This is a genomic window from Serratia sp. JKS000199, assembly GCF_900215455.1.
Classification (GTDB): domain Bacteria; phylum Pseudomonadota; class Gammaproteobacteria; order Enterobacterales; family Enterobacteriaceae; genus Serratia; species Serratia ureilytica.
Genome location: NZ_LT907843.1, coordinates 4,169,880 through 4,193,230, shown reverse-complemented (window position 1 = coordinate 4,193,230; position 23,351 = coordinate 4,169,880). Strand labels below are relative to the sequence as shown.

The window sequence follows — 23,351 nt, the reverse complement described above, 5'->3', positions numbered from 1 at the left end:
AGAAACTTAGAGGAGTCAAATCCGCTCGGGCGGCCTTCGGCTGGCCTGAAATCGGAGTTCATCGCGCACAATGGAGCGCGATGCTGATCTGCCTGACGGCGATCGGCGGCGCGCAGGCCTCCAGCTATATAGAGAACGGCAAAGCGGGCGATCCGGCCAGCTGGCGCAGCAGTGAGTTCAACGCGGAATGGGGGCTGGGGGCGATCCACGCCGACCAGGCCTACGCCGCCGGTTATACCGGAAAAGGCATCAAACTTGGCATTTTCGATCAGCCGGTCTACGCCAAGCACCCGGAGTTTGCCGGTGAGAATAAGGTGATCAATCTGGTTACCGAAGGCATCCGCGAATACACCGATCCCTATATTCCGGTGAAAAAAGGCGACACTTTCCGCTATGACGGTACGCCGAGCGTGGACTCCGATGGCACGCTCGGTTCGCACGGTACCCACGTGGGCGGCATCGCCGCCGGCAGCCGCGACGGCGGCGCCATGCACGGCGTGGCGTTCAATGCGCAGATCATCAGTGCCGAAAACGGCGATCCCGGCCCGGAGGACGGCATCATCCTCGGCAACGACGGCGCGGTGTACCAGGCCGGTTGGGATGCGCTGGTGGCCAGCGGCGCGCGCATCATCAACAACAGCTGGGGCATCGGCATTACCGAAAAGTTTGATGAGGGGGGTTATGACCCGGCTTATCCGCATTTCACAGTAAACGATGCGCAAAAGCAGTTCGATCAGATCAAACAGATCCTTGGCACCAAGCCCGGCGGCGCCTATCAGGGCGCGATCGACGCGGCGCGCAGCGGCGTGGTCACCATCTTCGCCGCCGGTAACGACGGCAATCTGAATAACCCCGATGCCATGGCCGGTCTGGCCTATTTCGTGCCGGAGATTGCACCGAACTGGCTGTCGGTCGCCAGCTTGCAGGATCCCACCAATACCGGCGATTACAGCATCAGCACCTTCTCTTCTCGCTGCGGTTATACCGCCAGCTTCTGCGTCTCGGCGCCGGGCACCCGGGTATATAGCTCGGTGATTGAAGGCACCAGCGTGGAGAATCTGACGACCGGTTACGCCAAATACAGCGGCACCTCGATGGCGGCGCCGCACGTGGCCGGCAGCGTTGCGGTGCTGATGGAGCGTTTCCCGTATCTGAGCGGCGCACAGGTGGCGGAAGTGCTGAAAACCACCGCCACCGACATGGGCGCGCCGGGCATCGACGCGCTCTACGGCTGGGGGATGATCAACCTGGGCAAGGCTATCAACGGGCCAGGCATGTTGGTGACCGCCGAGGATATTCCGGCGGAGTTCCGTATTCCGGATCCGACGGGCGTGGCTTACGGCCCGACCCAATTCGTGGTGGATCTGCCGGGCGTCGGCGCGGTGCTGGACAAGGGCAAACCGACCGAGCGCGTCTGCAGCGATGTGCTGTGCGGGCTGGACGTCTGGAGCAACGATATCTCCGGCCACGGCGGCCTGACCAAGCAGGGTATCGGCACCCTGGTGCTGACCGGTAACAACACTTATTCCGGCCCGACGCTGGTCAATCAGGGGCGGCTGGCGATCAACGGCTCGGTCACCTCGGACGTCAGCGTGCAGAGCGGCGGCATCGTCGGCGGCAGCGGCACGGTCGGTTCGCTGACCGCCCGCCGCGGCGGCACCGTGGCGCCGGGCAACTCGATCGGCACCTTGAACGTGGCGGGCAACGTCAGCTTCGAGCCGGGTTCGCGCTACGCGGTGGAAGTGGGGCCGAACGGCCAGAGCGATCGGATCCAGAGCAGCGGATCGGCGACGATCGGCGGCGGCGAGGTGGCGGTGACGCTGGAGAACAGCGCCAACCTGCTGACGCAAAGCGAGGTGCGCAGCCTGCTGGGCCAGCAGTACACCATCCTGAGCGCGCAGCAGGGGGTGAGCGGGCAGTTTGACGCGGTGGCGCCGAACTACCTGTTCCTCGGCACCGGGCTGAGCTACCAGCCGGCCGGGGTGACGCTGAGCGTCGGGCGCAACGGCACGAGCTTCGCCAGCGTGGCGCAGACGCCGAACGAGCGGGCGGTGGCGGCGGCGGCGGATGCGCTGGCGGCGGGCAACCCGGTGTACGAAAGCGTTCTTAACAGCGGCACGGCGGGCGAGGCGCGGCAGGCGTTCCGTCAGCTGTCGGGGCAAATCCATGCGGATATCGCGTCGGCGCTGGTGAACGACAGCCGCTACCTGCGTGAGGCGCTGAACGGGCGTCTGCGTCAGGCGGAAGGGCTGGCGAGCTCGTCGGCCATCAAGGCGGACGAGGACGGCGCCTGGGCGCAGCTGCTGGGGGCGTGGGACCACGCGTCGGGCGACGCCAACGCCACCGGCTATCAGGCCTCGACCTACGGGGTACTGGTGGGGCTGGACTCGGCGGCGGCGGCCGACTGGCGGCTGGGGGTGGCGACCGGCTACACCCGCACCTCGCTGCACGGCGGCTACGGGTCGAAGGCGGACAGCGACAACTACCACCTGGCGGCGTACGGCGACAAGCAGTTCGGGGCGCTGGCGCTGCGTGGCGGGGCGGGCTACACCTGGCACCGCATCGACACCAAACGGTCGGTGAACTACGGGATGCAGTCGGACCGTGACACGGCGAAGTACAGCGCGCGCACCGAACAGCTGTTCGCGGAAGCGGGCTACAGCGTGCAGGGCGAGTGGCTGAACCTGGAGCCGTTCGTCAACCTGGCGTACGTGAACTTCGAGAACAACGGCATCGCGGAAAGCGGCGGCGCGGCGGCACTGCGCGGCGACAAGCAGCACACGGACGCGACGGTGTCGACGCTGGGCCTGCGTGCGGACACCGCGTGGCAGGTGACCCCGGGCACGACGGTGGCGCTGCGTAGCGAGCTGGGATGGCAACACCAGTACGGCGGGCTGGCGCGTGGCACCGGGCTGCGGTTCAACGGCGGCAACGCGCCGTTCGTGGTGGACAGCGTGCCGGTGTCGCGTGACGGCATGGTGCTGAAGGCGGGGGCGGAAGTGGCGGTGAACGAAAACGCCTCGCTGTCGCTGGGCTACGGCGGGCTGCTGTCGCAGCACCATCAGGACAACAGCGTCAACGCCGGCTTCACCTGGCGTTTCTAAGCAACATCGACTCAATCCTTGTACGGGAACCGCCTGCGGGTGGTTCCTTTTTCACATCCTGCTAATGAGAACCCGGCGCACCTGGGGCGTCGGCCAATAACAAGCAAAAGGTAAGGAAATGACAACAACAATGGGTTTTGATAGCAAAGGAAACGTTCGTCGCTCGCCGTGGCGGCTGAATGCGCTGGTCTGCTGCATGGCGCTGGCAGGGTATGCGCAGGCGGCGCCGCACGAGGTGAATGGCCAACCCGGCGATCCGGCCAGCTGGCGCAGCGCTGAATTCAACGCCAACTGGGGGTTGGGGGCGATCCACGCCGATGAGGCCTACGCCGCCGGCTACACCGGCAAAGGGCAAAAGGTGGGCATTTTCGACACTCCGGTTAACCGCCATCCCGAATTCGCCGGCGACGGCAAACTGATCAACGTCGTCACCGAAGGCTACCGCGCCTATACCGATCCGCACCGGCCGGGAATTAACGCCGGCGATCGCTTTTACTTCGACGGCACCTTCCACTTCTACAGCGGTTCGCAGGGCATGCTGAGCAATCACGGGGTGCACGTCGCGGGGATCAGCGCGGCGAATCGCGACGGCGTCGGCATGCACGGCGTGGCCTTCGATTCGCAGGTGATCAGCGTCGATAATGACAACGACGGCCCGGCGTACGGCGAATTCCTCGGCCTGGACGGCGCCGTCACCAATGCCGGCTGGCAGGCGATGATCAAGAGCGGCGTGCGGGTGATTAACAACAGCTGGGGCGTCAGCATTCCCGATTTCCTGTCCGACGGCGGCCGCGATCCTAACGCGCTGCACTTCGAGCTGAAGGATGCGCAGGAGCAATTCGATCAGGTCAAGCCGCTGCTCGGTAGCCTGGCCGGCGCAGGCTATCAGGGCGCCATCGACGCGGCGCGCAAAAATATTCTGGTGCTGTTCGCCGCCGGTAACGACGGCAATTACAACCAACCGGATGTGATCAGCGGGCTGGCCTACTTCGTACCGGACATCGCGCCGAACTGGCTGTCGGTCGCCAGCGTGGCGCAGGATGCGGCATCGGCCAACAGCGTGCCTTACACCATCAGCAGCTTCTCGTCCCGCTGCGGCTATACCGCCAGCTTCTGCGTCTCGTCGCCGGGCAGCAAAATCTACAGCACCGTGGCCAACGGTTCCGATCCGGCCAATCTGGTGTCGGACTACGGCAATAAAAACGGCACCTCGATGGCGACCCCGCACGTCACCGGCGCAGTGGCGGTGTTGCTGCAGCGTTTCCCGTACATGAACTCGGCGCAGATTGCCGACGTGCTGAAAACCACCGCCACTGACATGGGCGCGCCGGGCATCGACGCGCTCTACGGCTGGGGGATGATCAACCTGGGCAAGGCTATCAACGGCCCGGGCATGTTCTATACCGTCGAGGATATTCCCGCAGAGTTCCGCATCCCGGATCCGACGGGCGTGGCCTACGGCCCGACCCAGTTTGTCGTCAATATTCCGGGACTGGGCGCCGAGGTGGATGCCGGTACGTTGCATGCCAGGAAGTGTGACGATATCAGCTGTGAGTTGGACGTTTACTCCAATAACATCTCCGGCCACGGCGGCCTGACCAAGGAAGGGATGGGCACGCTGGTCATGACCGGTAACAACACCTATTCCGGCCCGACGCTGGTCAATCAGGGGCGGCTGGCGATCAACGGCTCGGTCACCTCGGACGTCAGCGTGCAGAGTGGCGGCATCGTCGGCGGCAGCGGCACGGTCGGTTCGCTGACCGCCCGCCGCGGCGGCACCGTGGCGCCGGGCAACTCGATCGGCACCTTGAACGTGGCGGGCAACGTCAGCTTCGAGCCGGGTTCGCGCTACGCGGTGGAAGTGGGGCCGAACGGCCAGAGCGATCGGATCCAGAGCAGCGGATCGGCGACGATCGGCGGCGGCGAGGTGGCGGTGACGCTGGAGAACAGCGCCAACCTGCTGACGCAAAGCGAGGTGCGCAGCCTGCTGGGCCAGCAGTACACCATCCTGAGCGCGCAGCAGGGGGTGAGCGGGCAGTTTGACGCGGTGGCGCCGAACTACCTGTTCCTCGGCACCGGGCTGAGCTACCAGCCGGCCGGGGTGACGCTGAGCGTCGGGCGCAACGGCACGAGCTTCGCCAGCGTGGCGCAGACGCCGAACGAGCGGGCGGTGGCGGCGGCGGCGGATGCGCTGACGGCGGGCAACCCGGTGTACGAAAGCGTTCTTAACAGCGGCACGGCGGGCGAGGCGCGGCAGGCGTTCCGTCAGCTGTCGGGGCAAATCCATGCGGATATCGCGTCGGCGCTGGTGAACGACAGCCGCTACCTGCGTGAGGCGCTGAACGGGCGTCTGCGTCAGGCGGAAGGGCTGGCGAGCTCGTCGGCCATCAAGGCGGACGAGGACGGCGCCTGGGCGCAGCTGCTGGGGGCGTGGGACCACGCGTCGGGCGACGCCAACGCCACCGGCTATCAGGCCTCGACCTACGGGGTACTGGTGGGGCTGGACTCGGCGGCGGCGGCCGACTGGCGGCTGGGGGTGGCGACCGGCTACACCCGCACCTCGCTGCACGGCGGCTACGGGTCGAAGGCGGACAGCGACAACTACCACCTGGCGGCGTACGGCGACAAGCAGTTCGGGGCGCTGGCGCTGCGTGGCGGGGCGGGCTACACCTGGCACCGCATCGACACCAAACGGTCGGTGAACTACGGGATGCAGTCGGACCGTGACACGGCGAAGTACAGCGCGCGCACCGAACAGCTGTTCGCGGAAGCGGGCTACAGCGTGCAGGGCGAGTGGCTGAACCTGGAGCCGTTCGTCAACCTGGCGTACGTGAACTTCGAGAACAACGGCATCGCGGAAAGCGGCGGCGCGGCGGCACTGCGCGGCGACAAGCAGCACACGGATGCGACGGTGTCGACGCTGGGCCTGCGTGCGGACACCGCGTGGCAGGTGACCCCGGGCACGACGGTGGCGCTGCGTAGCGAGCTGGGATGGCAACACCAGTACGGCGGGCTGGCGCGTGGCACCGGGCTGCGGTTCAACGGCGGCAACGCGCCGTTCGTGGTGGACAGCGTGCCGGTGTCGCGTGACGGCATGGTGCTGAAGGCGGGGGCGGAAGTGGCGGTGAACGAAAACGCCTCGCTGTCGCTGGGCTATGGCGGGCTGCTGTCGCAGCACCATCAGGACAACAGCGTCAACGCCGGCTTCACCTGGCGCTTCTGACGTTCAGCGGTCATTACAACGACAACGGAGCCGGCATGCCGGCTCCGTTTTTATTTGCGGCGGTGGGGGGAGAACGTATGATGGCGCGGCGTCAGGACAATAAAAAACCGGGACCCTGACGGATCCCGGCTCAAAAGTGGGTAAAACAGATTAGCGCTAAAGGCTCAAGCCCCGTTTTGCTTATGCAGTCCGAGCGATGTGAGCATCGTCTCAGTAGCGGCAACGGAACAAATTTTCCCTGGTGTTACTATGGTTATTATTAAAAAACGTGCTGGTGTTGTTTTTTTATAGTGTATTGCTGTATGTCTCTTTTGATACCATGTTTGACGATGCAACATGGTATGTCAAGCAACGTTTTTAACGCATAATTGCATGGGATGCTAGTTTTAGATGTGGCTTTTTCAGCAGAAATAATCAAAACGACTGATAAATCAGTAAAAAAAATCGAAGGAACAAATGGATAACAATCACCAAAAATTCGATTCACAGTCGATTGCCAATCGGGTCAGAGAGCTGTTTTTACATTACGGGATTGGAAAACGTCAGCATGCCCGAGAGCTCAGCCGCATCTTGGATCTGAGTTTTTCACATGCGCACCGCAAATTGAAAGGGCAAAGCCCCTGGACGCTGGAACAGATCAACAGCGTCGCGGCCGCGCTCGGAGAAACGCCGGCGGCGATCGCCGATTTGAGTGCCGAACACGAGGCGGCCGAACCGAACATGGCGCGCGATGCCATCTTTTTTGTGGCAGGGGTCGCGATGCCTTGCGTCGGGCACATCGGCGACGAGCTTCCCGCCGGGCGGCCGGCGGAATTTGTGGCGCTGCGCATCGAGGGGCAATGGCATATCTATCGCGCCGATGAGGCGCCGGCAGGGCCGCGTTATGGCGTCGAGCTGATCGAAATCCGGCCCGGCTATGGCGACGACGAGCGTCTGAGCATTGCGGTATTGGACGATTCGCATCAGGCGGCCGATGAGTTGGCCAAGTATCTTGGCGGCTGCGGTTTCAACGCGGTGGCGTTTTACGACGTCGACAGCTTCTGTCAGGCGTTGCAGCAAAGCCTGTTCGACGGTTACGTGGTGGACTGGCTAATCGGTGAAGAAACGGCGGATCGCTGTATCGCCACCATCCGCGCCTCCGACAACCCGGACGCGCCGGTACTGGTGCTGACCGGTGAGCTGGGCACCGATCGACGCGAATCGGAAATCGCTCAGGCGATGCGCGAGTACGATGTGCTCGGCCCTTATGAAAAACCGGTGCGGCTCCATGTGATCGAAGCCGCACTGCAACGCTGTTTTAATCTTTAGCGGGGAACACCTCGGCCAGCGCGTTCGACAGCGCATCCAGCCGAACCGGCTTCATCAGGTAGTTGTCGAACAGCGCGCGCTGATCCGCCGTGAGCTGCTCCGGCGTGTAGGCGCTGATGCCGATGATCGGCACATGGCGGTTGGGGCCGCGACGATTGCGCAGCTGCCTGGCCAGGGCGGCGCCGTCGATGCCCGGCATCTGCAGATCCAGCAACAGCGCGTCGTAAGGGCGTCTGAGCAGTTTCTGCAGCGCGCGCTCCGGCGAGTCGCACAGTTCGTGCTGGTAACCCAGCTTATCCAGCAACGCCGCAAAGGCGTCACCCACCGACTTGTTGTCATCCACCACCAGCACCTGCTGCGGTTTCTGCTGCAGAGAGGCATTGGCGGCGGCGGGCTCGTCGGCGCGTTCTTCTTCACTGATCTGCACCGGAATGCTGACGATAAAGGTGCTGCCCTTCTTGATTTCGCTGTACACCGTGATGGTGCCGTCGAGCAGCGTCACCAGGCCGTGCACGATCGCCAACCCCATCCCCACGCCGGCATATTGCTTGGTATGCGACTGATCCAACTGGGTAAAGGGTTTGAAGATCTGATCGAGCTGGTCTTTTTCGATACCGATGCCGGTGTCGGTCACTTCGATAATCAACGAACTGCCGCCGGGTTGACGGCGCAGACAGCTGTGCAGCGTAATGCTGCCGCTTTCGGTGTATTTGTAGGCGTTGGTCAGCAGGTTGACGATAATCTGCCGGATGCGCAGCGGGTCGGAATGCACCAACAGGTGGCTGCACTCCACCTCGCAGCTCAGTTTGACCTGCTCTTTGCGGGTCAAAGTAGCGATTTCGTTGGCGGTCTCCGCGATCAGCTTCTGCGCGTCGAACGGCACGATGCGCAGCTCCATCATGCCGCTGTCGAGGTGCGCGTAGTCGGTCAGATCTTTCATTTGGCTTTCGATCTGCTGCGCGGCGGTCTCCAGCCGCTGGAAGGTGTCCGCATGCTCCGCCGATACCCGGGTATTCACCAGCACGTCGATGGCCGACATCACGCTCTGCAATGAGGTGCGCAGTTCGTGGCCGATGGCGCCGAGGAAGGCGTTTTTGGTGCGGGTCGCTTTCTCCGCCTCGATCGCCTTGGCCTGCTGGCGAATGGTCAGCCGCTGCTGACGGAACACGATCAGGGTGATGGCGATCAGCGCGATCACCGAGAACATGACAATCACCAGCCCATAGAAAATGATGTGCCGTTTCTCGATGTAGTCCTCATAGGCGGCGGTGCGCTGCTTCACCTCGGCGTGGTCGGTCAGGTTGGCCATTTCGATGGCGTAAGGCTTAATGGCCTTCATGGCCGCGAAAACCTGATTGAAGTCGATTTTCGGGTTATCCAGCAGTTTATCGATGCGATCCATCTGCAGGCGCATCTGCTTGACCACTTCCGGGTAGCCCGGCTCGGCGTACAGCGGTTGCGTGGATTCGGAGACGGTTTCCAGCACGTAAAAGCGCGAATAGAGGATTTCGAACCGCAGCCGCAGGTTGTCGTTGTCCACCTGCGGCGCGTGGCTCTGCTGCTCGACGAACGTGTCGAATTCCGCCAGCTTGATGGAGAACTTGGCGATCGACCAGGAGTAGTTCTCCTGCGTGCCGGCGATGGCATACAGCCCTTTCTTCGACAGGGTGGCGCTGTAGTAATAGAGCGTGACGGTCGAAGCCACCAGAAACAGCGCGGCGAAGATGGCCGGTATCGCCAGCCTGCTGCCGTTCTTAAAGGTCGTCAGCTTCATTTGATCACGATCCTGTCGACTTGCCAGATAAAGCGCGAGTTGTACAACGGCGAGTTCAGCTCAGGCCCGGCGGCGTCACGCGGGTAAACCAGGAACAGCGGGCCGAAGTTTCTGAGCTTCAGCATCTCCCCGTCCATCTTGTAGGCCAGGATCATGTTGTACTTCTTGACGTCGGACAACGGCACGTCGATGTAATAATCGTTCAGCGCGTAGAAGGTCAGCGTCTCGCCCTTGGCGCCGACGCGCTCCAGGATGTCGGCCACCGAAATCCCTTCAAACTTCCTCTGCGGCGTCCAGGAGGTGGAGGTCGTGATGCTGTGCACCGGCATCGCCAACAGCTGTTTATCGGTGAACAGATAGCTTTTTTTGACCGGATCGGTCACGTTGTCGATCTTGCCCGCCACTTCCAGGGTAAAGCTGAGCGCGCTGCTCTGGGCGATAATCAGGGCCACGCAGGCCATCGCAAGGGTTTTGCATAGTTTGAACAGCATCGGCGTTCTCCAGAGGCGCGGGGAGGTTTGTATCAGTCCCGCTAATTTATCAGGCAGAATAATGGCAGAAAAAGCAGGCGGGTGCGAAGGGAATAGTAAACCGCACAAAAAGAACAGGCCGGTATTTACCCCGGCCTGAGAGAAGGATAAACGTAGCGCCTCAGCGCATGGTGACGAACTCTTCCGCCGCAGTCGGGTGGATAGCCACGGTGTTGTCGAAGTCCTTCTTGGTGGCGCCCATCTTCACCGCCACCGCGAAGCCCTGCAGGATCTCGTCCATGCCGAAGCCGATGCCGTGCAGGCCGACGATCTTCTCTTCTTTACCCGCGCACACCAGCTTCATGCGGCACGGCTGGCGGTGCTGCGTCACGGCGCTGTACATGGCGGTGAAGGAGGATTTGTACACCTTCACGTTGTCCGCGCCGAATTTCTCGATGGCTTCCGGCTCGGTCAGACCGACGGTGCCGATCGGCGGGTGGCTGAACACCACGGTGGCGATGTTGCTGTAGTCCAGGTGCTCGTCCGGCTTGTTGTTGAACAGGCGCTCGGACAGGCGGCGGCCAGCGGCCACGGCGACCGGGGTCAGTTCTACCGCGCCGGTGTTGTCGCCCACCGCGTAGATGCCTTTGACGTTGGTGTTCTGGAACTTATCGACGTCGATGTAGCCTTTCTCATTGGTTTTCACCCCGGTCACGCCGAGGTTCAGGTTGTCGGTCGCCGGTTCGCGGCCGATGGCCCAAATCAGGCAGTCGACGGTGAATGCCTTGCCGTTTTCCAGCTGCAGCGTCAGGCTGCCGTCGGCGTTCTTGACGATTGCTTTCGGCACCGATTCGGTATGCAGGCTCGGCCCCTCGGTGTTCATCACTTCCACCAGGGTGTCGACGATCATCGGATCGAAGGTGCGCAGCGGCGCGTGCTTGCGCACGAACAGGTGCGTTTCCGCGCCCAGCGCGTTCAGCACGCCGGCGATCTCTACGGCGATATAGCCGGCGCCCACCACGGCGACGCGTTTCGGCATGGCGTCCAGCTCAAAGAAGCCGTCGGAGTCGATACCGTATTCCGCGCCCGGAATAGCCGGATGGCTTGGGCGGCCGCCGGTGGCGATCAGGATGTGATCGGCGGTGATGGTTTCGCCGTTCACTTCCACGGTGTGCGCATCCACGAAGCGCGCGAACCCTTTGATCACGTCAACCTTGTTCTTGCCCAGCACGTTATCGTAGGAGTTGTGAATGCGGTCGATATAGGCGGTGCGGTTGGCGACCAGCTTTTTCCAGTCGAAGGCGTTGACGGTGGTGTCGAAGCCGTAGTCCGGGCCGTACTGATGGATGGCCTCGGCGATCTGCGCCGCGTGCCACATGACTTTTTTCGGTACACAACCCACGTTTACACAGGTGCCGCCCAGCTCTTTGGCTTCAATCAGCGCACACTTTTGGCCGTACATGGCTGCCCGGTTGATCGATGCGATACCGCCGCTGCCGCCGCCTATTGCTAGATAATCGTAATGTTTCGTCATCTGGGATTTCCATGAGTTGTGAATTTGAAGAGGGTAAGAGTTTAACGCCTGACCGGGGTTTGTCGCAAAGATTGCGTCGATGGCTGCGATAGGCGGACGCAGGGCGCGGCAAAGCGCGCCCTGCCGGGGATTATTCCGGTACCACCCAGTTGACCAGATGGTGGCCGATGCCCGACGGCACCAGCACCTTGTGCAGCCACGGCAGCACGTTTTTCATCTGCTGTTCCAGCTTCCACGGCGGGTTGATGACGATCATGCCGGAAGCGGTCATGCCGCGCTGATCGCTGTCGGGTTTCACCGCCAGCTCGATCTGCAGGATGCGGCGAATGCCGGTGGCTTCCAGATCGCGCAGCATGCGTTTGATCTGCTGGCGCATCACCACCGGGTACCACAGCGCGTAGGTGCCGGTGGCGAAACGCTTGTAGCCTTCCTGAATGCCTTTGACCACGTCCTGGTAATCGGTCTTCATTTCATACGGCGGGTCCATCAGGATCAGGCCGCGGCGCGAAGGTGGTGGCAGCTGGGATTTCAGCTGCTGATAGCCGTCGGCGCGCTGCACTTTGGCGCGCTCGTCTTTCTGGAACTCGCTGCGCAGCAGCGGGTAATCGCTCGGGTGCAGCTCGGTCAGGTGAATTTTATCCTGCGGGCGCAGCAGCTGGCGGGCGATCAGCGGCGAGCCGGGATAGTAGCGCAGCGTGCCGGAACGGTTGAAGTTGTGCACCACGCTCATGTAGGCCGCCAGCTCCTCGGGCAGATCGTCGCGTTGCCACAGCAAGCCGATGCCTTCCAGGTATTCGCCGGTGCGCTCGGCGTGTTCGCCGCTGAGCTGATAACGGCCCGCGCCCGAGTGGGTATCCAGATACAGGAACGGCTTCTCTTTTTCCTTCAGCGACTCGATGATCAGGCTCTGAACGGTGTGTTTGAGCACGTCGGCGTGGTTGCCGGCGTGGAAACTGTGGCGATAACTTAACATGACGGGTGGCGGTTCCTTGTGCTCCGCAGACGGAGCATTCAATGCAATAAGGCTTATAATCTGCACAGTATAAACTGTCTGGCCGGGAAAAACCGGACTCCGTTGCCGCAGACGTTAACAGAAAGGGACAGGACGATGAGCAAACAGGCGATTTTGGCGAATTACCCCGACGCGGCGCGCTGGGCGTTCGGCGACGGCCCCGCGTTAGCCGACGAACTGCTGGGGTTGGTGCTGAGCGGGGATAAAACCGCCACCTGCAGTTCCTATGCGAGCTATCGTCGGGAACAAACCCCGAGGATCGGCGATTACAGCATCGTTCTCGATGGCCGCGGCGAACCGGCCTGCGTGATCAGAACCCTGGCGCTGCGCCTGGTGCGCTACGACCAGGTGACCGCCGAGATGGCGGCCAAAGAGGGCGAAGGCGACAAAAGCCTGGCGTTTTGGCGCCAGGGGCATCAGGCATTCTTTACCCGCGAGGGGAGCTTTGCGCCGGACATGTGGCTGGTATTCGAAGAATTCGAACGGGTTGAAACGCTGTGAATCACAAGGAGAAAGGATGAGCTGCATTTTTTGCGACATCGTGGCGGGCAAGGCGCCGTGCCATAAAATCTGGGAAGACGACGACCATCTGGCGTTCCTGTCCATCTTTCCCAACACCGACGGCTTCAGCGTGGTGATCCCCAAGGCGCACCACCCGAGCTACGCGTTTGATCTGCCGGACGAGGTGCTGAGCGCGCTGATGCTGGCGACCAAGCGGGTGGCGCGGCAGCTGGATCGCGCGTTCGACGACGTCGGCCGCTGCGGCATGGTGTTCGAGGGCTACGGCGTCGACCATGTGCATGCCAAACTGATCCCGCTGCACGGCACTGCGTCGCTGGAGCAGTGGCGGCCGATCGAATCGACCTCGCCGAAGTTTTTCACGCGTTACGAAGGCTACATTTCCTCCCACGATGCGGCGCGCGCCGACGACGAACAGCTGGCGGCGCTGGCCGCCCGCATTCGCCAATGCGCCGTTTAAGGCACGAACGATCAACGCCGGGCATTGATTTTCCTGTTGCCCGGCTCCATGTTAGAGATTCATACGCATTTTAAGGCTCGCCCTCGCGGCGGGCCCCAACGCTAATCAGGACTGCCCTATGACAAATCCGTTGCTGACCCCGTTTTCCCTGCCGCCGTTCTCGGCGATCCGCCCTGAAGATATCGTGCCTGCGGTGCAATCCGCGCTGGCGGACTGCCGCGCCGCGGTAGAGCGCGTGGTCGCGCAGCCGGGGCCGTTCACCTGGGACAATTTGTGTCAGCCGTTGGCGGAGTCGGACGATCGCCTGTCTCGCATCTGGTCGCCGGTCGGGCACCTGAACTCGGTGAAAAACAGCCCGGAGCTGCGCGCCGCCTATGAGCAGGCGCTGCCGCTGCTGTCCGAGTACGGCACCTGGGTCGGCCAGCACGAAGGGCTGTACCAGGCCTACCGCAGCCTGAAAGAGGGCGCGGCGTTCGAGACGCTGAGCGTGCCGCAGCGCAAGGCGGTGGACAACGCGCTGCGCGATTTCGAACTCTCAGGCATCGGCCTGTCGGCGGACAAACAGCAGCGCTACGGCGAGATCGTCGCGCGCCTGTCCGAACTGGGCTCTACCTACAGCAACAACGTGCTCGACGCCACCATGGGCTGGAGCAAACTGATTACCGACGAAGCCGAGCTGAGCGGCCTGCCGGAAAGCGCTCTGGCACAGGCCCAGGCGATGGCGCAGGCCAAAGAGCAGGACGGCTGGCTGCTGACGCTGGACATGCCGAGCTACCTGCCGGTGCTGACCTACGCCGACAACCGCGCGCTGCGCGAAGAGATGTACCGCGCCTTCGCCACCCGCGCCTCCGATCAGGGGCCGAACGCCGGCAAATGGGATAACAGCGAAGTGATGGCGGAAACGCTGGCGCTGCGCCACGAGCTGGCTCAGCTGCTGGGCTTTGACACCTACGCCGACAAGTCGCTGGCGACCAAGATGGCGGAAAGCCCGGAGCAGGTGATCGGCTTCCTGAGCGATCTGGCCAAGCGCGCCCGCCCGCAGGCCGAGCAGGAGCTGGCGCAGCTGCGCGCCTTCGCCAAACAGCACTATGGCGTGGACGAGCTCGACGCCTGGGACATCACCTATTACGGCGAAAAACAAAAGCAGCACCTGTTCTCCATCAGCGACGAGCAGCTGCGCCCGTACTTCCCGGAACAGCGGGTGGTGGAAGGGCTGTTCGAAGTGGTGAAACGCATCTACGGCATCACCGCCAAAGAGCGTAAAGACGTGGATACCTGGCATCCGGACGTGCGCTTCTTCGATCTGTTCGACGCCGACGGCGAACTGCGCGGCAGCTTCTACCTCGATCTGTACGCCCGCGAAAACAAACGCGGCGGCGCCTGGATGGACGACTGCGTCGGCAGCCTGCGCAAGGCTGACGGCACGCTGCAAAAACCGGTCGCTTACCTGACCTGCAACTTCAACCGCCCGCTGGGCGACCAGCCGGCGCTGTTCACCCATAACGAAGTGACTACGCTGTTCCACGAGTTCGGCCACGGTCTGCACCACATGCTGACGCAGATCGATACCGCCGGCGTCTCCGGCATCAACGGGGTGCCGTGGGATGCGGTCGAGCTGCCGAGCCAGTTTATGGAAAACTGGTGCTGGGAGCCGGAAGCGCTGGCGTTTATCTCCGGCCACTACCAGAGCGGCGAGCCGCTGCCGAAGGCCATGCTCGACAAGCTGCTGGCGGCCAAGAATTACCAGGCGGCGCTGTTCATTCTGCGCCAGCTGGAGTTCGGTCTGTTCGATTTCCGCATGCACTTCGAATACAGCCCGGAGAAAGGGGCGCAGATCCTGCCGACGCTGGCGGAAGTGAAGAAAATGGTGGCGGTGGTGCCTTCGCCGAGCTGGGGCCGCTTCCCGCACGCCTTCAGCCACATCTTCGCCGGCGGCTACGCGGCGGGTTACTACAGCTACCTGTGGGCGGAAGTGCTGTCGGCCGACGCCTACTCGCGCTTCGAAGAAGAGGGGATTTTCAACGCCGAGACCGGCAAATCCTTCCTCGACAACATCCTGTCGCGCGGCGGTTCGGAAGAGCCGATGGCGCTGTTCAAACGCTTCCGTGGCCGCGAGCCGCAGCTGGATGCTATGCTGCGCCATTACGGCATTAAAGGATAACCCGACACGTGAGCGTGTGTGTATTGTGTGAAGCAGGCGCCGATCCCGGCGCCTTGTCTGTTTTGGCGCAGCGCTGGCGGCTGACGTCCGACGACGACGCGCCGATGGCGCTGGTACTGACCCCGCAGCGGCTGGAGCTGCGCAAGCGCGACGAGCCGAAGCTTGGCGGGATCTACGTCGATTTCGTCTCCGGCGCCATGGCGCACCGGCGCCGCTTCGGCGGCGGCCGCGGCGAGGCGGTGGCCAAGGCGGTCGGCATCAAGGGCAGTTACCTGCCGGACGTGGTGGACGCCACCGCCGGGCTGGGGCGCGACGCCTTCGTGCTGGCGGCGCTGGGCTGCCGGGTGCGGATGCTGGAGCGCAATCCGGTGGTGGCGGCGTTGCTGGACGACGGCCTGCAGCGCGGCTATCAGGATGCGGAAATCGGCCCGTGGCTGCGCGATCGTCTGACGCTGCTGCACGCCTCCAGCCTGACGGCGCTGGCGGATCTCAGCCCGCGCCCGGAGGTGGTGTATCTCGATCCGATGTTCCCGCACAAGCAGAAAAGCGCGCTGGTGAAGAAAGAGATGCGGGTGTTCCAATCGCTGGTGGGCAGCGACGATGACGCCGACGGCCTGCTGGAACCGGCGCGCCGTTTGGCGACCAAGCGCGTGGTGGTGAAACGCCCGGACTACGCGCCGCCGCTGGCCGATGTGCCGGCGCACGCCGCCACGCTGACCAAAAGCCACCGTTTCGATATCTACATGCCGCTGTAATGTCTGCCGGGCCCGCGGTGTCGGGCCCTCAGTTTTCCTCCCGCAAACTTTTCCCCACGCCGCCGCCCGGATGCACCGCCAGCAAGGTGTCCTTATCGTAACCGCTGCGCGTCATCAGGCAGGTGCAGGCGGCGTCGAAGATCGCCAACACCAGCACAATTGAGGTGGTGGCCAGCATGTTCAGCGGATCTATCTCCTTTTGCACCCCGGTGGCGATCGTCAGCTGCGCCGCCTGCGCGATGGCGGAATGCGGGTTTTCCGTCACCGCGATCAGCGTCACCCCCTTGGCCTGCAGCGTCGGCAGCAGGCGGGTCAGCTCGTCGGAATTGCCGCCGCGCGAGATCAGGATCAGCAGATCGTCGGCGCGCAGAAAACCCAGATCGCCGTGCGCAGCGCCGGTGGCGTCGAGGTAGACCGCCGGCCGCTCCACGCAGGCCAGCATATGGGCTATCTTGCGCGCCGCAATCCCCGAGGTGCCGACGCCGGTGACGGCGATTTTACCGCGGCAGTCGGCCAGCAGCGCCAGCAGCCGTTGCCAGGTGCGCGCATCGAGGCGTTCGCCCAGCTGCGCCAGCTCCTGGCTGTAGGTTTGCCAGCCCTGCACGGCCTGCCGCCACTCTTGCTGCATCACGCCTCCTCCTGCATCAACCGGCGGTATTTCATGTGGTCGTTGTACAGCTCGTGGAACACCCGGTATTTGCGATCGTAGTAGCTTTTTATCTGGTTGGTCTGCGGCGTCACCGTCTTGCCGATGCGGCTCATGGCGCTCATCGCCTCCGGCAAGGTGTCGAACACGCCGGCCGCCACGGTGCCCATCATCGCGCCGCCCAGCAGCATCGCTTCGCTCTCCTCCGGCAGCAGCATGGCGCAACCGGTAGCGTTGGCGTGCTCTTGCACGAAGATCGGGTTCTTGGTGCCGCCGCCGCTGGCCATGATGGTGTCGATGCTGTAGCCGCTGTGGTTCATGGTTTCGATGATGTGGCGGGTGCCGAGCGCGATGGCCTGAATGGTGGCCAGGTAGTGCAGCGCCATGTCCTCCGGCGTGCGCGACAGCTTCAGCCCGGTCAGGATGCCGGTCAGCGTCGGGTTGGCGCGCGGCGAGCGGTTGCCGTGGAAGTACGGCAACATGTGAATGTCCTGCGTCAGGAAGGCGATGTTCTCCGGCTCGCCGGCCATGCGGCGCAGAATGGCGTTCAGCACCTCATAGATGGTCTGGCCCTGAGTTTTCGCCTGCGCCAGCAGCTCCTGATAGCACGGGTGCGACTGGATGACGTGGTCGATCAGCGCGCCGGTGGCGGACTGGCCGCCTTCGTTCAACCAGTATTCCGGCAGGATCGCCGAGTAATACGGCCCCCAAACGCCGCCGATAAAGCGCGCGGTGCGCGACATCGCCATATGACCGGTGGAGGTGCCGCCGATCAGCGCGACGCGGCGGTTGAAGTCGGCCACCTCGCCGGAGACGCCGGTGGCGCCCAGCGTGCCGAGGGTGCCGGCGTGGGCATCGATGATTGACACGCTCACCGCCGTGCCGGCGATCAGCCCCATCTCGCTGGCGGCGCGCTGAGTCAGGCCGTGGCCCAGCGGCTCGCCCATCATTTTAACGTCGCTGCCGATCTTGGCGGCGTCGTGTTCCAGCACGTCTTCCAGCCCGATCTGCTGGAAGTAGCTCTTGTCCCAACGCTGCTCGTGGCCGAGATAGGTCCACTTGCACACCGTCGAGCACAGCGAGCGGGTGGCGTCCTGGGTGGCGCGCCAGGTGAGGAAGTCCGGCAGATCGAACAGGTAACCGGCGTTGGCCCAGGTGGTGGGCATGTGTTGCTTCAGCCACAGCAGTTTCGGCGTCTGCATCTCCGGCGAAATGATGCCGCCGACGAAGTCCAGCACCCGGTGTTTGGTGGCGTTGATGCGCTCGGCCTGGGCGATCGCCCGGTGATCCATCCACACGATGATGTTCTGCTCGGTGCGGCCGGAGGGGCTGACGGTCAGCGGTTTGCCTTCTTTATCCAGCACCACCAGCGAACAGGTGGCGTCGAAGCCCAGCCCTTTGACCTGGATCGGGTTGATGTCGGCCTGGTTGACCGCGTCGCGCACCGCATTGCACACCGCCTGCCAGATGTTATCCGACGACTGCTCGACGAAATCCGCCTTCGGCCGGTACAGATCGATGGCCCGGCTGGCCTGGCCGACCATGCGGCCATTGAGATCGAATACGCCCGCGCGCGCGCTTCCGGTGCCCACATCTACGCCAATAAAATAGCTCGCCATTATTTTCTCCTCAGGCTTTTCGATTCTGTAACGCGATAAACAGGATCAGCACGCCGCCCCACAGGGCCATGGTCAGGTAGCTGCTGACCCCCAGCAAATTGAGGCCGCTTTCCAACATTTGCAGCACGATCAGCGCCAGCACCAGCCCCAGAATGCGGCCGAAGCCGCCGTCCGGGTTAATGCCGCCCAGCACCGAGGCCAGAATGGTCACCAGCAGATAAGATTCGCCGTAGCCGGCCTTGGCCGAGTTGAACTTGGCCATCATCAGCAGGGCGGCGCCCCAGCCGAGCAGTGCCGACAGGATGTACACCGCGATCTGCACCCGCGCGGTGTTCACGCCGCTGAAGCGGGTGGCCTGCTCGTTGGAGCCGATCAGGTACAGGCTGCGCCCCAGCGTGGTGTGCTCCAGCAGCAGCCACAGACCCACCGCCACCAGCAGGAACAGGATCAGCGCCACCGGCACGCCGAGCACGGCGCCGTTGCCGAGAAATTGAATCGCCGCCGGGAAGCCGGAGATCACCGCGCCGTTGGACAGCAGAATATTCAGGCCGGTGATCAGGGTCATGGTGCCGAGCGAGGCGAGGATGGGCGAGACGCCTATCCAGGCTACCAGCGCGCCGTTGAGCGCGCCGATCGCCACCGCCACCAGCAGGCCGGCCAACAGCGCCAGCGCCAGGAACAGCGGCTGGTTGGGATGGCTGACGATGATCGCCGCCATCACCAGCGAACAGGCGTTGGCGCCGGCGATGATCGACAGGTTGATGCCGCCGGTCAGCATGGTGATGCCCATGCCGAGCGCCAGCAGGCCGAGGATCGGCAGCTGCGAGGCGATCGACTGGAAGTTGCCGAGGCTGAAGAAGCGCGATCCGAGCAGCCCGGCGAACAGCAGCGCCACCGCGATGATGATCGCGCCCTGCAGGCGAATGATCCGATCGTTTGGGATCAACCGAGTTAACTGCGTCATGTCAGATCTCCTTGAGCAGCTTGCGTTTTTCGTTCCAGGCGGTGGTGCTGATGCTGATCAAAATGATCGCGCCGCTGAATACCTGGTGCCAATAGGCCGAGACGCTGAGCAGCGTCAGCCCGTTTTGCAGGAAGGCCAGCAGCACCACGCCGAGCAGGGTGCCGGTCAACGATCCGCGGCCGCCGCTCATGCTGGTGCCGCCCAGCACCACCGCCGCCAATACCGTCAGCTCGAAGCCGAGCAGCGAGTTGGGCGCCACCGACTGGGTGATCTGCGCCTGCACCACCGCCGCGACGCCGGCCAGAATGCCCATATAGCCGTAGACGCAGAAGTGCAGCCGCAGCAGGTTCAACCCCAGGCGCGACGCCGCGTCGCGGTTGCCGCCCATGGCGTAGATCTGGCGCCCCAGCCGGGTGCGGTTCATCAGCACGCCGGTGACGACGATGGTTGCCAGCAGGCACAGCAGCGGCAGCGTCAGGCCGTAGTCGTAACCGTCGGCGCCCTGGAACGAGAACCAGTTGATGCCGTTCATGAACCAGTCCGGGAAGCCGTACAGCCAGGTGCCGTTGGTGGCGTATACCAGCAGGCCGTAGAACAGGTTAAGGGTGGCGATGGTGATGATGATCGCCGGCACCTTCAGCCAGTACACCAGGAAACCGTTCACCAGCCCGAGCAGCAGGCCGACGCCAATCGCCAGGGCGAACGCCAGCGGGAAGCTGCCGCCGTGCTGGATCACCCAACTGGCCATCACATACTGCGCGATGGCGGTGACCGCCGGGAACGAAATGTCGATGCCGCCGGCGATCAGCACCACGAACAGCCCGCAGGCCAGGATGCCGAGAATGGCGTAGCTGGTGGCGACGTCGGTCAGGTTGCCGAGCGTCAGAAACTCATCGGTGCCGGCGCTTAGGCCGATCGCCAGCAGCAGCACCAGCAGGCCGAGATAAAACTCGTGCCGCCCGGCCAGGCGGGCCAATAATGACTTATCCATTCACCACCTCGGCGATCTGTTGTTCGGTACTCTGGTGCGGCGCGAATTCGGCGATCAGCTCGCCTTTGCGCATCACCATCACCCGATGGCTGTTGTAATAGGCTTCCGGGATCTCGTCGCAGATCATCAGCACCGCCATGCCCAGCTGCGCCAGATCGCGGGCGATCTGATAGATCCCCTCTTTGTTGGCGATGTCGACGCCGACGGTGGGCGAGTCGAGGATCAGGATCTTCGGCTGGGTCGCGACCCATTTGGCGATGGCGATGCGCTGGGCGTTGCCGCCGGACAGGGTTTTCACCGGCAATGCGCTGTCGGACACCTTGATGTTCAAATCGCGGATCAGCCGGTTGACCAGCTCGGTCGCCTTGGCGTGATCCAGCAGCCCGAGCGAGGTATGCAGCCGATCGAAGACGGTGACGATGGTGTTGTCGTAGATCGATTGCTCCATGATCAATCCCTGCGTCAGACGATCTTCCGACACGTAGCCGATGCCGTGGCGCACCGCTTCGCGGTTGTTGTGCAGCTGCACCGACCGGCCCTCGATGCGGATCTCGCCGCTGTCCGGCCGCGTCATGCCGAACAGGCTGAGGCACAGTTCGGTGCGGCCGGCGCCGAGCAGGCCGACGATCGAGACGATCTCGCCGCCGCGCAGCGCCAGATTGACGTTGCGGTATTTCTCGCCGCGGCTGAGGTTGCGCACCTCGAGCAGCGGCGCCTGTTCGGCCGGCGGCAGCGGGGGCAGCGGGCTGTAATGAAAGCGTTGGCCGGTCATCAGGAACGCCAGTTCATGGCTGTCCAGTTCGCTGGCCGGCCAGGTGCCCACCAGCTTGCCGTCGCGCATCACGCTGATGCGATCGGCGACTTCCATCACTTCATCCAATCGGTGGCTGACGAACACCACGCAGATGCCGGCCGCCTTCAGTTCGTTGACCACCCGCAGCAGGCCGTCGACCTCCTGGCGGGTCAGCGAGGCGGTCGGTTCGTCCATGATAACCAAGCGCGCTTCGGCGGCGATGGCGCGGCAAATCGCCACCAGCTGCCGATCGGCGATCGACAGTTTTTCTACTTTTTTATCGGGATCGATGTGTACGCCGACCCGCGCCATGGCGTCCAGCGCCGTCTGGCGCATCACCCGCTTGTGCACCCAGAAGTGGCCGCCGGGCAGGTAACGGTGGATGGCGATGTTTTCCGCCACCGTCAGGTTAGGGAACAGCGACAGGTCCTGGTAGATCACCTGTATGCCGTAATAACCGGACAGCTGCGGCGTCAGGGCGTGGAAGAGTTTGCCTTCCAGCGAAATATTGGCGCCTTTTTCCGGCTGATAGACGCCGGAGATGATTTTAATGATGGTGCTTTTGCCGCAGCCGTTTTGCCCGGCCAGGCAGTGCACTTCGCCTTTATTCAGCGTCAGGTTGATCTGGTCTAATGCCAGCACGCCTGGGAATCGCTTGCTGATATTCTCCAGGGTGATAAATGCGGGGGAGGCTGTCATAACGTTAACCTGTGCTTGCGTAGCGGCCGAAGCCCTGGGCGCAGCGTTGCTGCGCCCCTACGAGGGTTTAACTACTTTCCCGGTGTGGCGAAATTACGCGAAAAATCAGAATCCGAGCGATTGGGCGTTGTCTTTGGTCACTTCCAAAATCTTATTAAACCGAATCACTTTGTGTTCCATATCGACGTCGGCTTTGCCGAGGCCCTCGATCGACAGGTCCTTATTCACTTCTTTGCCCTGCAGCAGCTGGTCGGCCACCGTCACCAGCGCATAACCGGCGTCTTTCGGATCCCACAGCAGCGCTTTCTTGATGTCGCCGCGCATCAGGTAAGGAGCGGCCTGCGCCGGCATGGCGATGCCCACCACCGCGATTTTGTCCTTGGCGCGTTTCTTGGCCACCGCCTGGCCGGCGCCGATTGGGCCGAGCGAACCGAAGCCGATGATGCCCTTCATCTGCGGATAGGTTTTCATCAGATCCAGCGTGGTGGCGTAGGATTTGTCGATGCTTTCCGCCACCGGCAAGCGCGAGGTGACTTCAAACATGTCCGGGTATTTTTCTTTCTGGTATTTGATGGCGGAATCGGCCCAGGCGTTGTGCAACGGCACAGTCAGCGAGCCGACGTAGATCGCGTAGCCGCCTTTGCCGCCCATGTCTTTCGCCAGCTCATCGACGTTGGCCTGCGCGTATTTCTCGCTGTCGATGGTCTCGATGTCCCACTGGCCGATCTGCTGGTCCGGGGATTCATGGGTCAGCACCACGATGCCTTTGTCGCGCGCTTTTTTCAGCACCGGCTCCAGCACCTTGGCGTCGTTCGGCACCACGATGATGGCGTTGACGTTCTTGGCGATCAGATCCTCAATCACCTTGACCTGCGCAGCCGGATCCGGCGTAGACGGGCCGGTCTGGTAAGCGTTGACGTCGAGTTTTTTCGCCGCTTCGTTGACGCCCACTTCCATGCGGTTGAACCACGGAATGCCGGTCACTTTGGCGACCACGGCAATCTCATATTTATCAGCGGCGAACACAGGTGTTGTCGATAACATGCACGCAGAAACCACACATGCATTTAATAATGCGAGGTTAAATTTCATTAGCTGTACCTTTTTTTATCTGTAGGGGTGGCGGTTTTTCCACCGCTGCAGATTACAAAGGAATGGAAGAGGGGGCGTAGCTGAAGTTAATAAAATGTGATCTGCGCACATTTAAGTAAAATACTGGCGTATTTAGTGTTAAATAAATGTTTAATTATTTGGTGGTGGTAAACTTACTACCAATTAAACGGCCATAAATAACTTTTTATTAACCTTTAATTAACTTT

Annotated in this window: 17 protein-coding genes; 7 read left to right on the top strand and 10 right to left on the bottom strand. The window is 62.7% G+C overall.

From position 1 onward, the window contains the following. The first annotated feature begins 80 nt into the window (after positions 1–80). The 3 genes from CPH57_RS19885 (at position 81) to CPH57_RS19875 (ending at position 7,635) form a co-directional block, all read left to right on the top strand. Complete coding sequence (locus CPH57_RS19885; protein ID WP_096242673.1) at positions 81–3,104, top strand: autotransporter serine protease; 3,024 nt, start codon at positions 81–83, stop codon at positions 3,102–3,104. Positions 3,105–3,222: 118 nt separating this feature from the next. Then, on the top strand, positions 3,223–6,327 hold the full coding sequence (locus tag CPH57_RS19880; protein WP_369825785.1) for an autotransporter outer membrane beta-barrel domain-containing protein: 3,105 nt from the start codon (positions 3,223–3,225) through the stop codon (positions 6,325–6,327). A 456-nt stretch (positions 6,328–6,783) separates the two neighbouring features. Beyond that, complete coding sequence (locus CPH57_RS19875; protein WP_033645361.1) at positions 6,784–7,635, top strand: helix-turn-helix domain-containing protein; 852 nt, start codon at positions 6,784–6,786, stop codon at positions 7,633–7,635. Here the strand turns inward: CPH57_RS19875 and CPH57_RS19870 are convergent. The 4 genes from CPH57_RS19870 to CPH57_RS19855 form a co-directional block, all read right to left on the bottom strand. After that, the gene (locus CPH57_RS19870; RefSeq protein ID WP_033651793.1) at positions 7,625–9,409 is read right to left on the bottom strand and encodes an ATP-binding protein; all 1,785 of its coding nucleotides are present in this window, start codon (positions 9,407–9,409) and stop codon (positions 7,625–7,627) included. The two genes, CPH57_RS19875 and CPH57_RS19870, sit on opposite strands and share 11 nt — an antisense overlap. Further along, positions 9,406–9,900 carry a molybdopterin-dependent oxidoreductase gene (locus CPH57_RS19865; protein ID WP_033645359.1) on the bottom strand — a complete coding sequence of 165 codons (495 nt, stop codon included), beginning with the start codon at positions 9,898–9,900 and terminating at the stop codon, positions 9,406–9,408. Before CPH57_RS19865 ends, CPH57_RS19870 begins: the two co-directional genes overlap by 4 nt. A 160-nt stretch (positions 9,901–10,060) precedes the next feature. Then, positions 10,061–11,413, bottom strand: coding sequence for a glutathione-disulfide reductase (gene gorA, locus CPH57_RS19860; protein WP_033645358.1), 1,353 nt, complete (start codon positions 11,411–11,413; stop codon positions 10,061–10,063). Positions 11,414–11,543: 130 nt separating this feature from the next. Next, entirely contained in the window at positions 11,544–12,386 is an 843-nt protein-coding gene (locus tag CPH57_RS19855; RefSeq protein ID WP_033636386.1) for a 23S rRNA (adenine(2030)-N(6))-methyltransferase RlmJ, read from the bottom strand. A 135-nt stretch (positions 12,387–12,521) separates the two neighbouring features. On the opposite strand from CPH57_RS19855, the gene CPH57_RS19850 reads away from it, so the two are divergent. From CPH57_RS19850 to rsmJ, 4 genes are all read left to right on the top strand, one after another. Beyond that, on the top strand, positions 12,522–12,926 hold the full coding sequence (locus tag CPH57_RS19850; protein WP_060660146.1) for an ASCH domain-containing protein: 405 nt from the start codon (positions 12,522–12,524) through the stop codon (positions 12,924–12,926). Positions 12,927–12,942: 16 nt separating this feature from the next. Then, the gene (locus CPH57_RS19845) at positions 12,943–13,404 is read left to right on the top strand and encodes an HIT family protein (protein WP_042785540.1); all 462 of its coding nucleotides are present in this window, start codon (positions 12,943–12,945) and stop codon (positions 13,402–13,404) included. 118 nt (positions 13,405–13,522) lie between these two features. After that, complete coding sequence (gene prlC, locus CPH57_RS19840) at positions 13,523–15,565, top strand: oligopeptidase A (protein ID WP_060660147.1); 2,043 nt, start codon at positions 13,523–13,525, stop codon at positions 15,563–15,565. An 8-nt stretch (positions 15,566–15,573) separates the two neighbouring features. After that, complete coding sequence (rsmJ, locus tag CPH57_RS19835; protein ID WP_060660148.1) at positions 15,574–16,320, top strand: 16S rRNA (guanine(1516)-N(2))-methyltransferase RsmJ; 747 nt, start codon at positions 15,574–15,576, stop codon at positions 16,318–16,320. A 28-nt stretch (positions 16,321–16,348) separates the two neighbouring features. Here rsmJ and CPH57_RS19830 read toward each other — a convergent pair whose 3' ends face one another. The 6 genes from CPH57_RS19830 to CPH57_RS19805 all read right to left on the bottom strand — a co-directional run bounded on the left by CPH57_RS19830 (position 16,349) and on the right by CPH57_RS19805 (position 23,124). Further along, positions 16,349–16,948, bottom strand: coding sequence for an SIS domain-containing protein (locus CPH57_RS19830; protein ID WP_033645354.1), 600 nt, complete (start codon positions 16,946–16,948; stop codon positions 16,349–16,351). After that, a complete protein-coding gene (locus CPH57_RS19825; RefSeq protein WP_004931001.1) occupies positions 16,948–18,585 on the bottom strand; it encodes an FGGY-family carbohydrate kinase in 1,638 nt (545 codons plus the stop codon). Before CPH57_RS19825 ends, CPH57_RS19830 begins: the two co-directional genes overlap by 1 nt. A gap of 10 nt (positions 18,586–18,595) precedes the next feature. After that, positions 18,596–19,549: an ABC transporter permease gene (locus tag CPH57_RS19820; protein WP_096242671.1), complete on the bottom strand. Its 954-nt coding sequence runs from the start codon at positions 19,547–19,549 to the stop codon at positions 18,596–18,598. Position 19,550: 1 nt separating this feature from the next. Beyond that, positions 19,551–20,540, bottom strand: a complete 990-nt coding sequence (locus CPH57_RS19815; RefSeq protein ID WP_015379367.1) for an ABC transporter permease — start codon at positions 20,538–20,540, stop codon at positions 19,551–19,553. Then, the gene (locus CPH57_RS19810; protein ID WP_033645351.1) at positions 20,533–22,032 is read right to left on the bottom strand and encodes a sugar ABC transporter ATP-binding protein; all 1,500 of its coding nucleotides are present in this window, start codon (positions 22,030–22,032) and stop codon (positions 20,533–20,535) included. The genes CPH57_RS19815 and CPH57_RS19810 overlap by 8 nt, the downstream gene beginning before the upstream one ends. Before the next feature lie 105 nt (positions 22,033–22,137). Continuing rightward, entirely contained in the window at positions 22,138–23,124 is a 987-nt protein-coding gene (locus CPH57_RS19805; protein ID WP_033636379.1) for an autoinducer 2 ABC transporter substrate-binding protein, read from the bottom strand. Positions 23,125–23,351: the final 227 nt, after the last annotated feature.

Bases quoted from the DNA above. Each gene is read 5' to 3' on its own strand.
- CPH57_RS19865 (WP_033645359.1), bottom strand. From the start codon at position 9,900: ATGCTGTTCAAACTATGCAAAACCCTTGCGATGGCCTGCGTGGCCCTG.
- CPH57_RS19830 (WP_033645354.1), bottom strand. From the start codon at position 16,948: ATGCAGCAAGAGTGGCGGCAGGCCGTGCAGGGCTGGCAAACCTACAGC.
- CPH57_RS19810 (WP_033645351.1), bottom strand. From the start codon at position 22,032: ATGACAGCCTCCCCCGCATTTATCACCCTGGAGAATATCAGCAAGCGA.
- CPH57_RS19820 (WP_096242671.1), bottom strand. From the start codon at position 19,549: ATGACGCAGTTAACTCGGTTGATCCCAAACGATCGGATCATTCGCCTG.
- CPH57_RS19845 (WP_042785540.1), top strand. From the start codon at position 12,943: ATGAGCTGCATTTTTTGCGACATCGTGGCGGGCAAGGCGCCGTGCCAT.
- CPH57_RS19885 (WP_096242673.1), top strand. From the start codon at position 81: ATGCTGATCTGCCTGACGGCGATCGGCGGCGCGCAGGCCTCCAGCTAT.
- CPH57_RS19850 (WP_060660146.1), top strand. From the start codon at position 12,522: ATGAGCAAACAGGCGATTTTGGCGAATTACCCCGACGCGGCGCGCTGG.
- CPH57_RS19875 (WP_033645361.1), top strand. From the start codon at position 6,784: ATGGATAACAATCACCAAAAATTCGATTCACAGTCGATTGCCAATCGG.
- CPH57_RS19805 (WP_033636379.1), bottom strand. From the start codon at position 23,124: ATGAAATTTAACCTCGCATTATTAAATGCATGTGTGGTTTCTGCGTGC.
- gorA (WP_033645358.1), bottom strand. From the start codon at position 11,413: ATGACGAAACATTACGATTATCTAGCAATAGGCGGCGGCAGCGGCGGT.
- prlC (WP_060660147.1), top strand. From the start codon at position 13,523: ATGACAAATCCGTTGCTGACCCCGTTTTCCCTGCCGCCGTTCTCGGCG.
- CPH57_RS19815 (WP_015379367.1), bottom strand. From the start codon at position 20,540: ATGGATAAGTCATTATTGGCCCGCCTGGCCGGGCGGCACGAGTTTTAT.
- CPH57_RS19825 (WP_004931001.1), bottom strand. From the start codon at position 18,585: ATGGCGAGCTATTTTATTGGCGTAGATGTGGGCACCGGAAGCGCGCGC.
- CPH57_RS19870 (WP_033651793.1), bottom strand. From the start codon at position 9,409: ATGAAGCTGACGACCTTTAAGAACGGCAGCAGGCTGGCGATACCGGCC.
- CPH57_RS19880 (WP_369825785.1), top strand. From the start codon at position 3,223: ATGACAACAACAATGGGTTTTGATAGCAAAGGAAACGTTCGTCGCTCG.
- CPH57_RS19855 (WP_033636386.1), bottom strand. From the start codon at position 12,386: ATGTTAAGTTATCGCCACAGTTTCCACGCCGGCAACCACGCCGACGTG.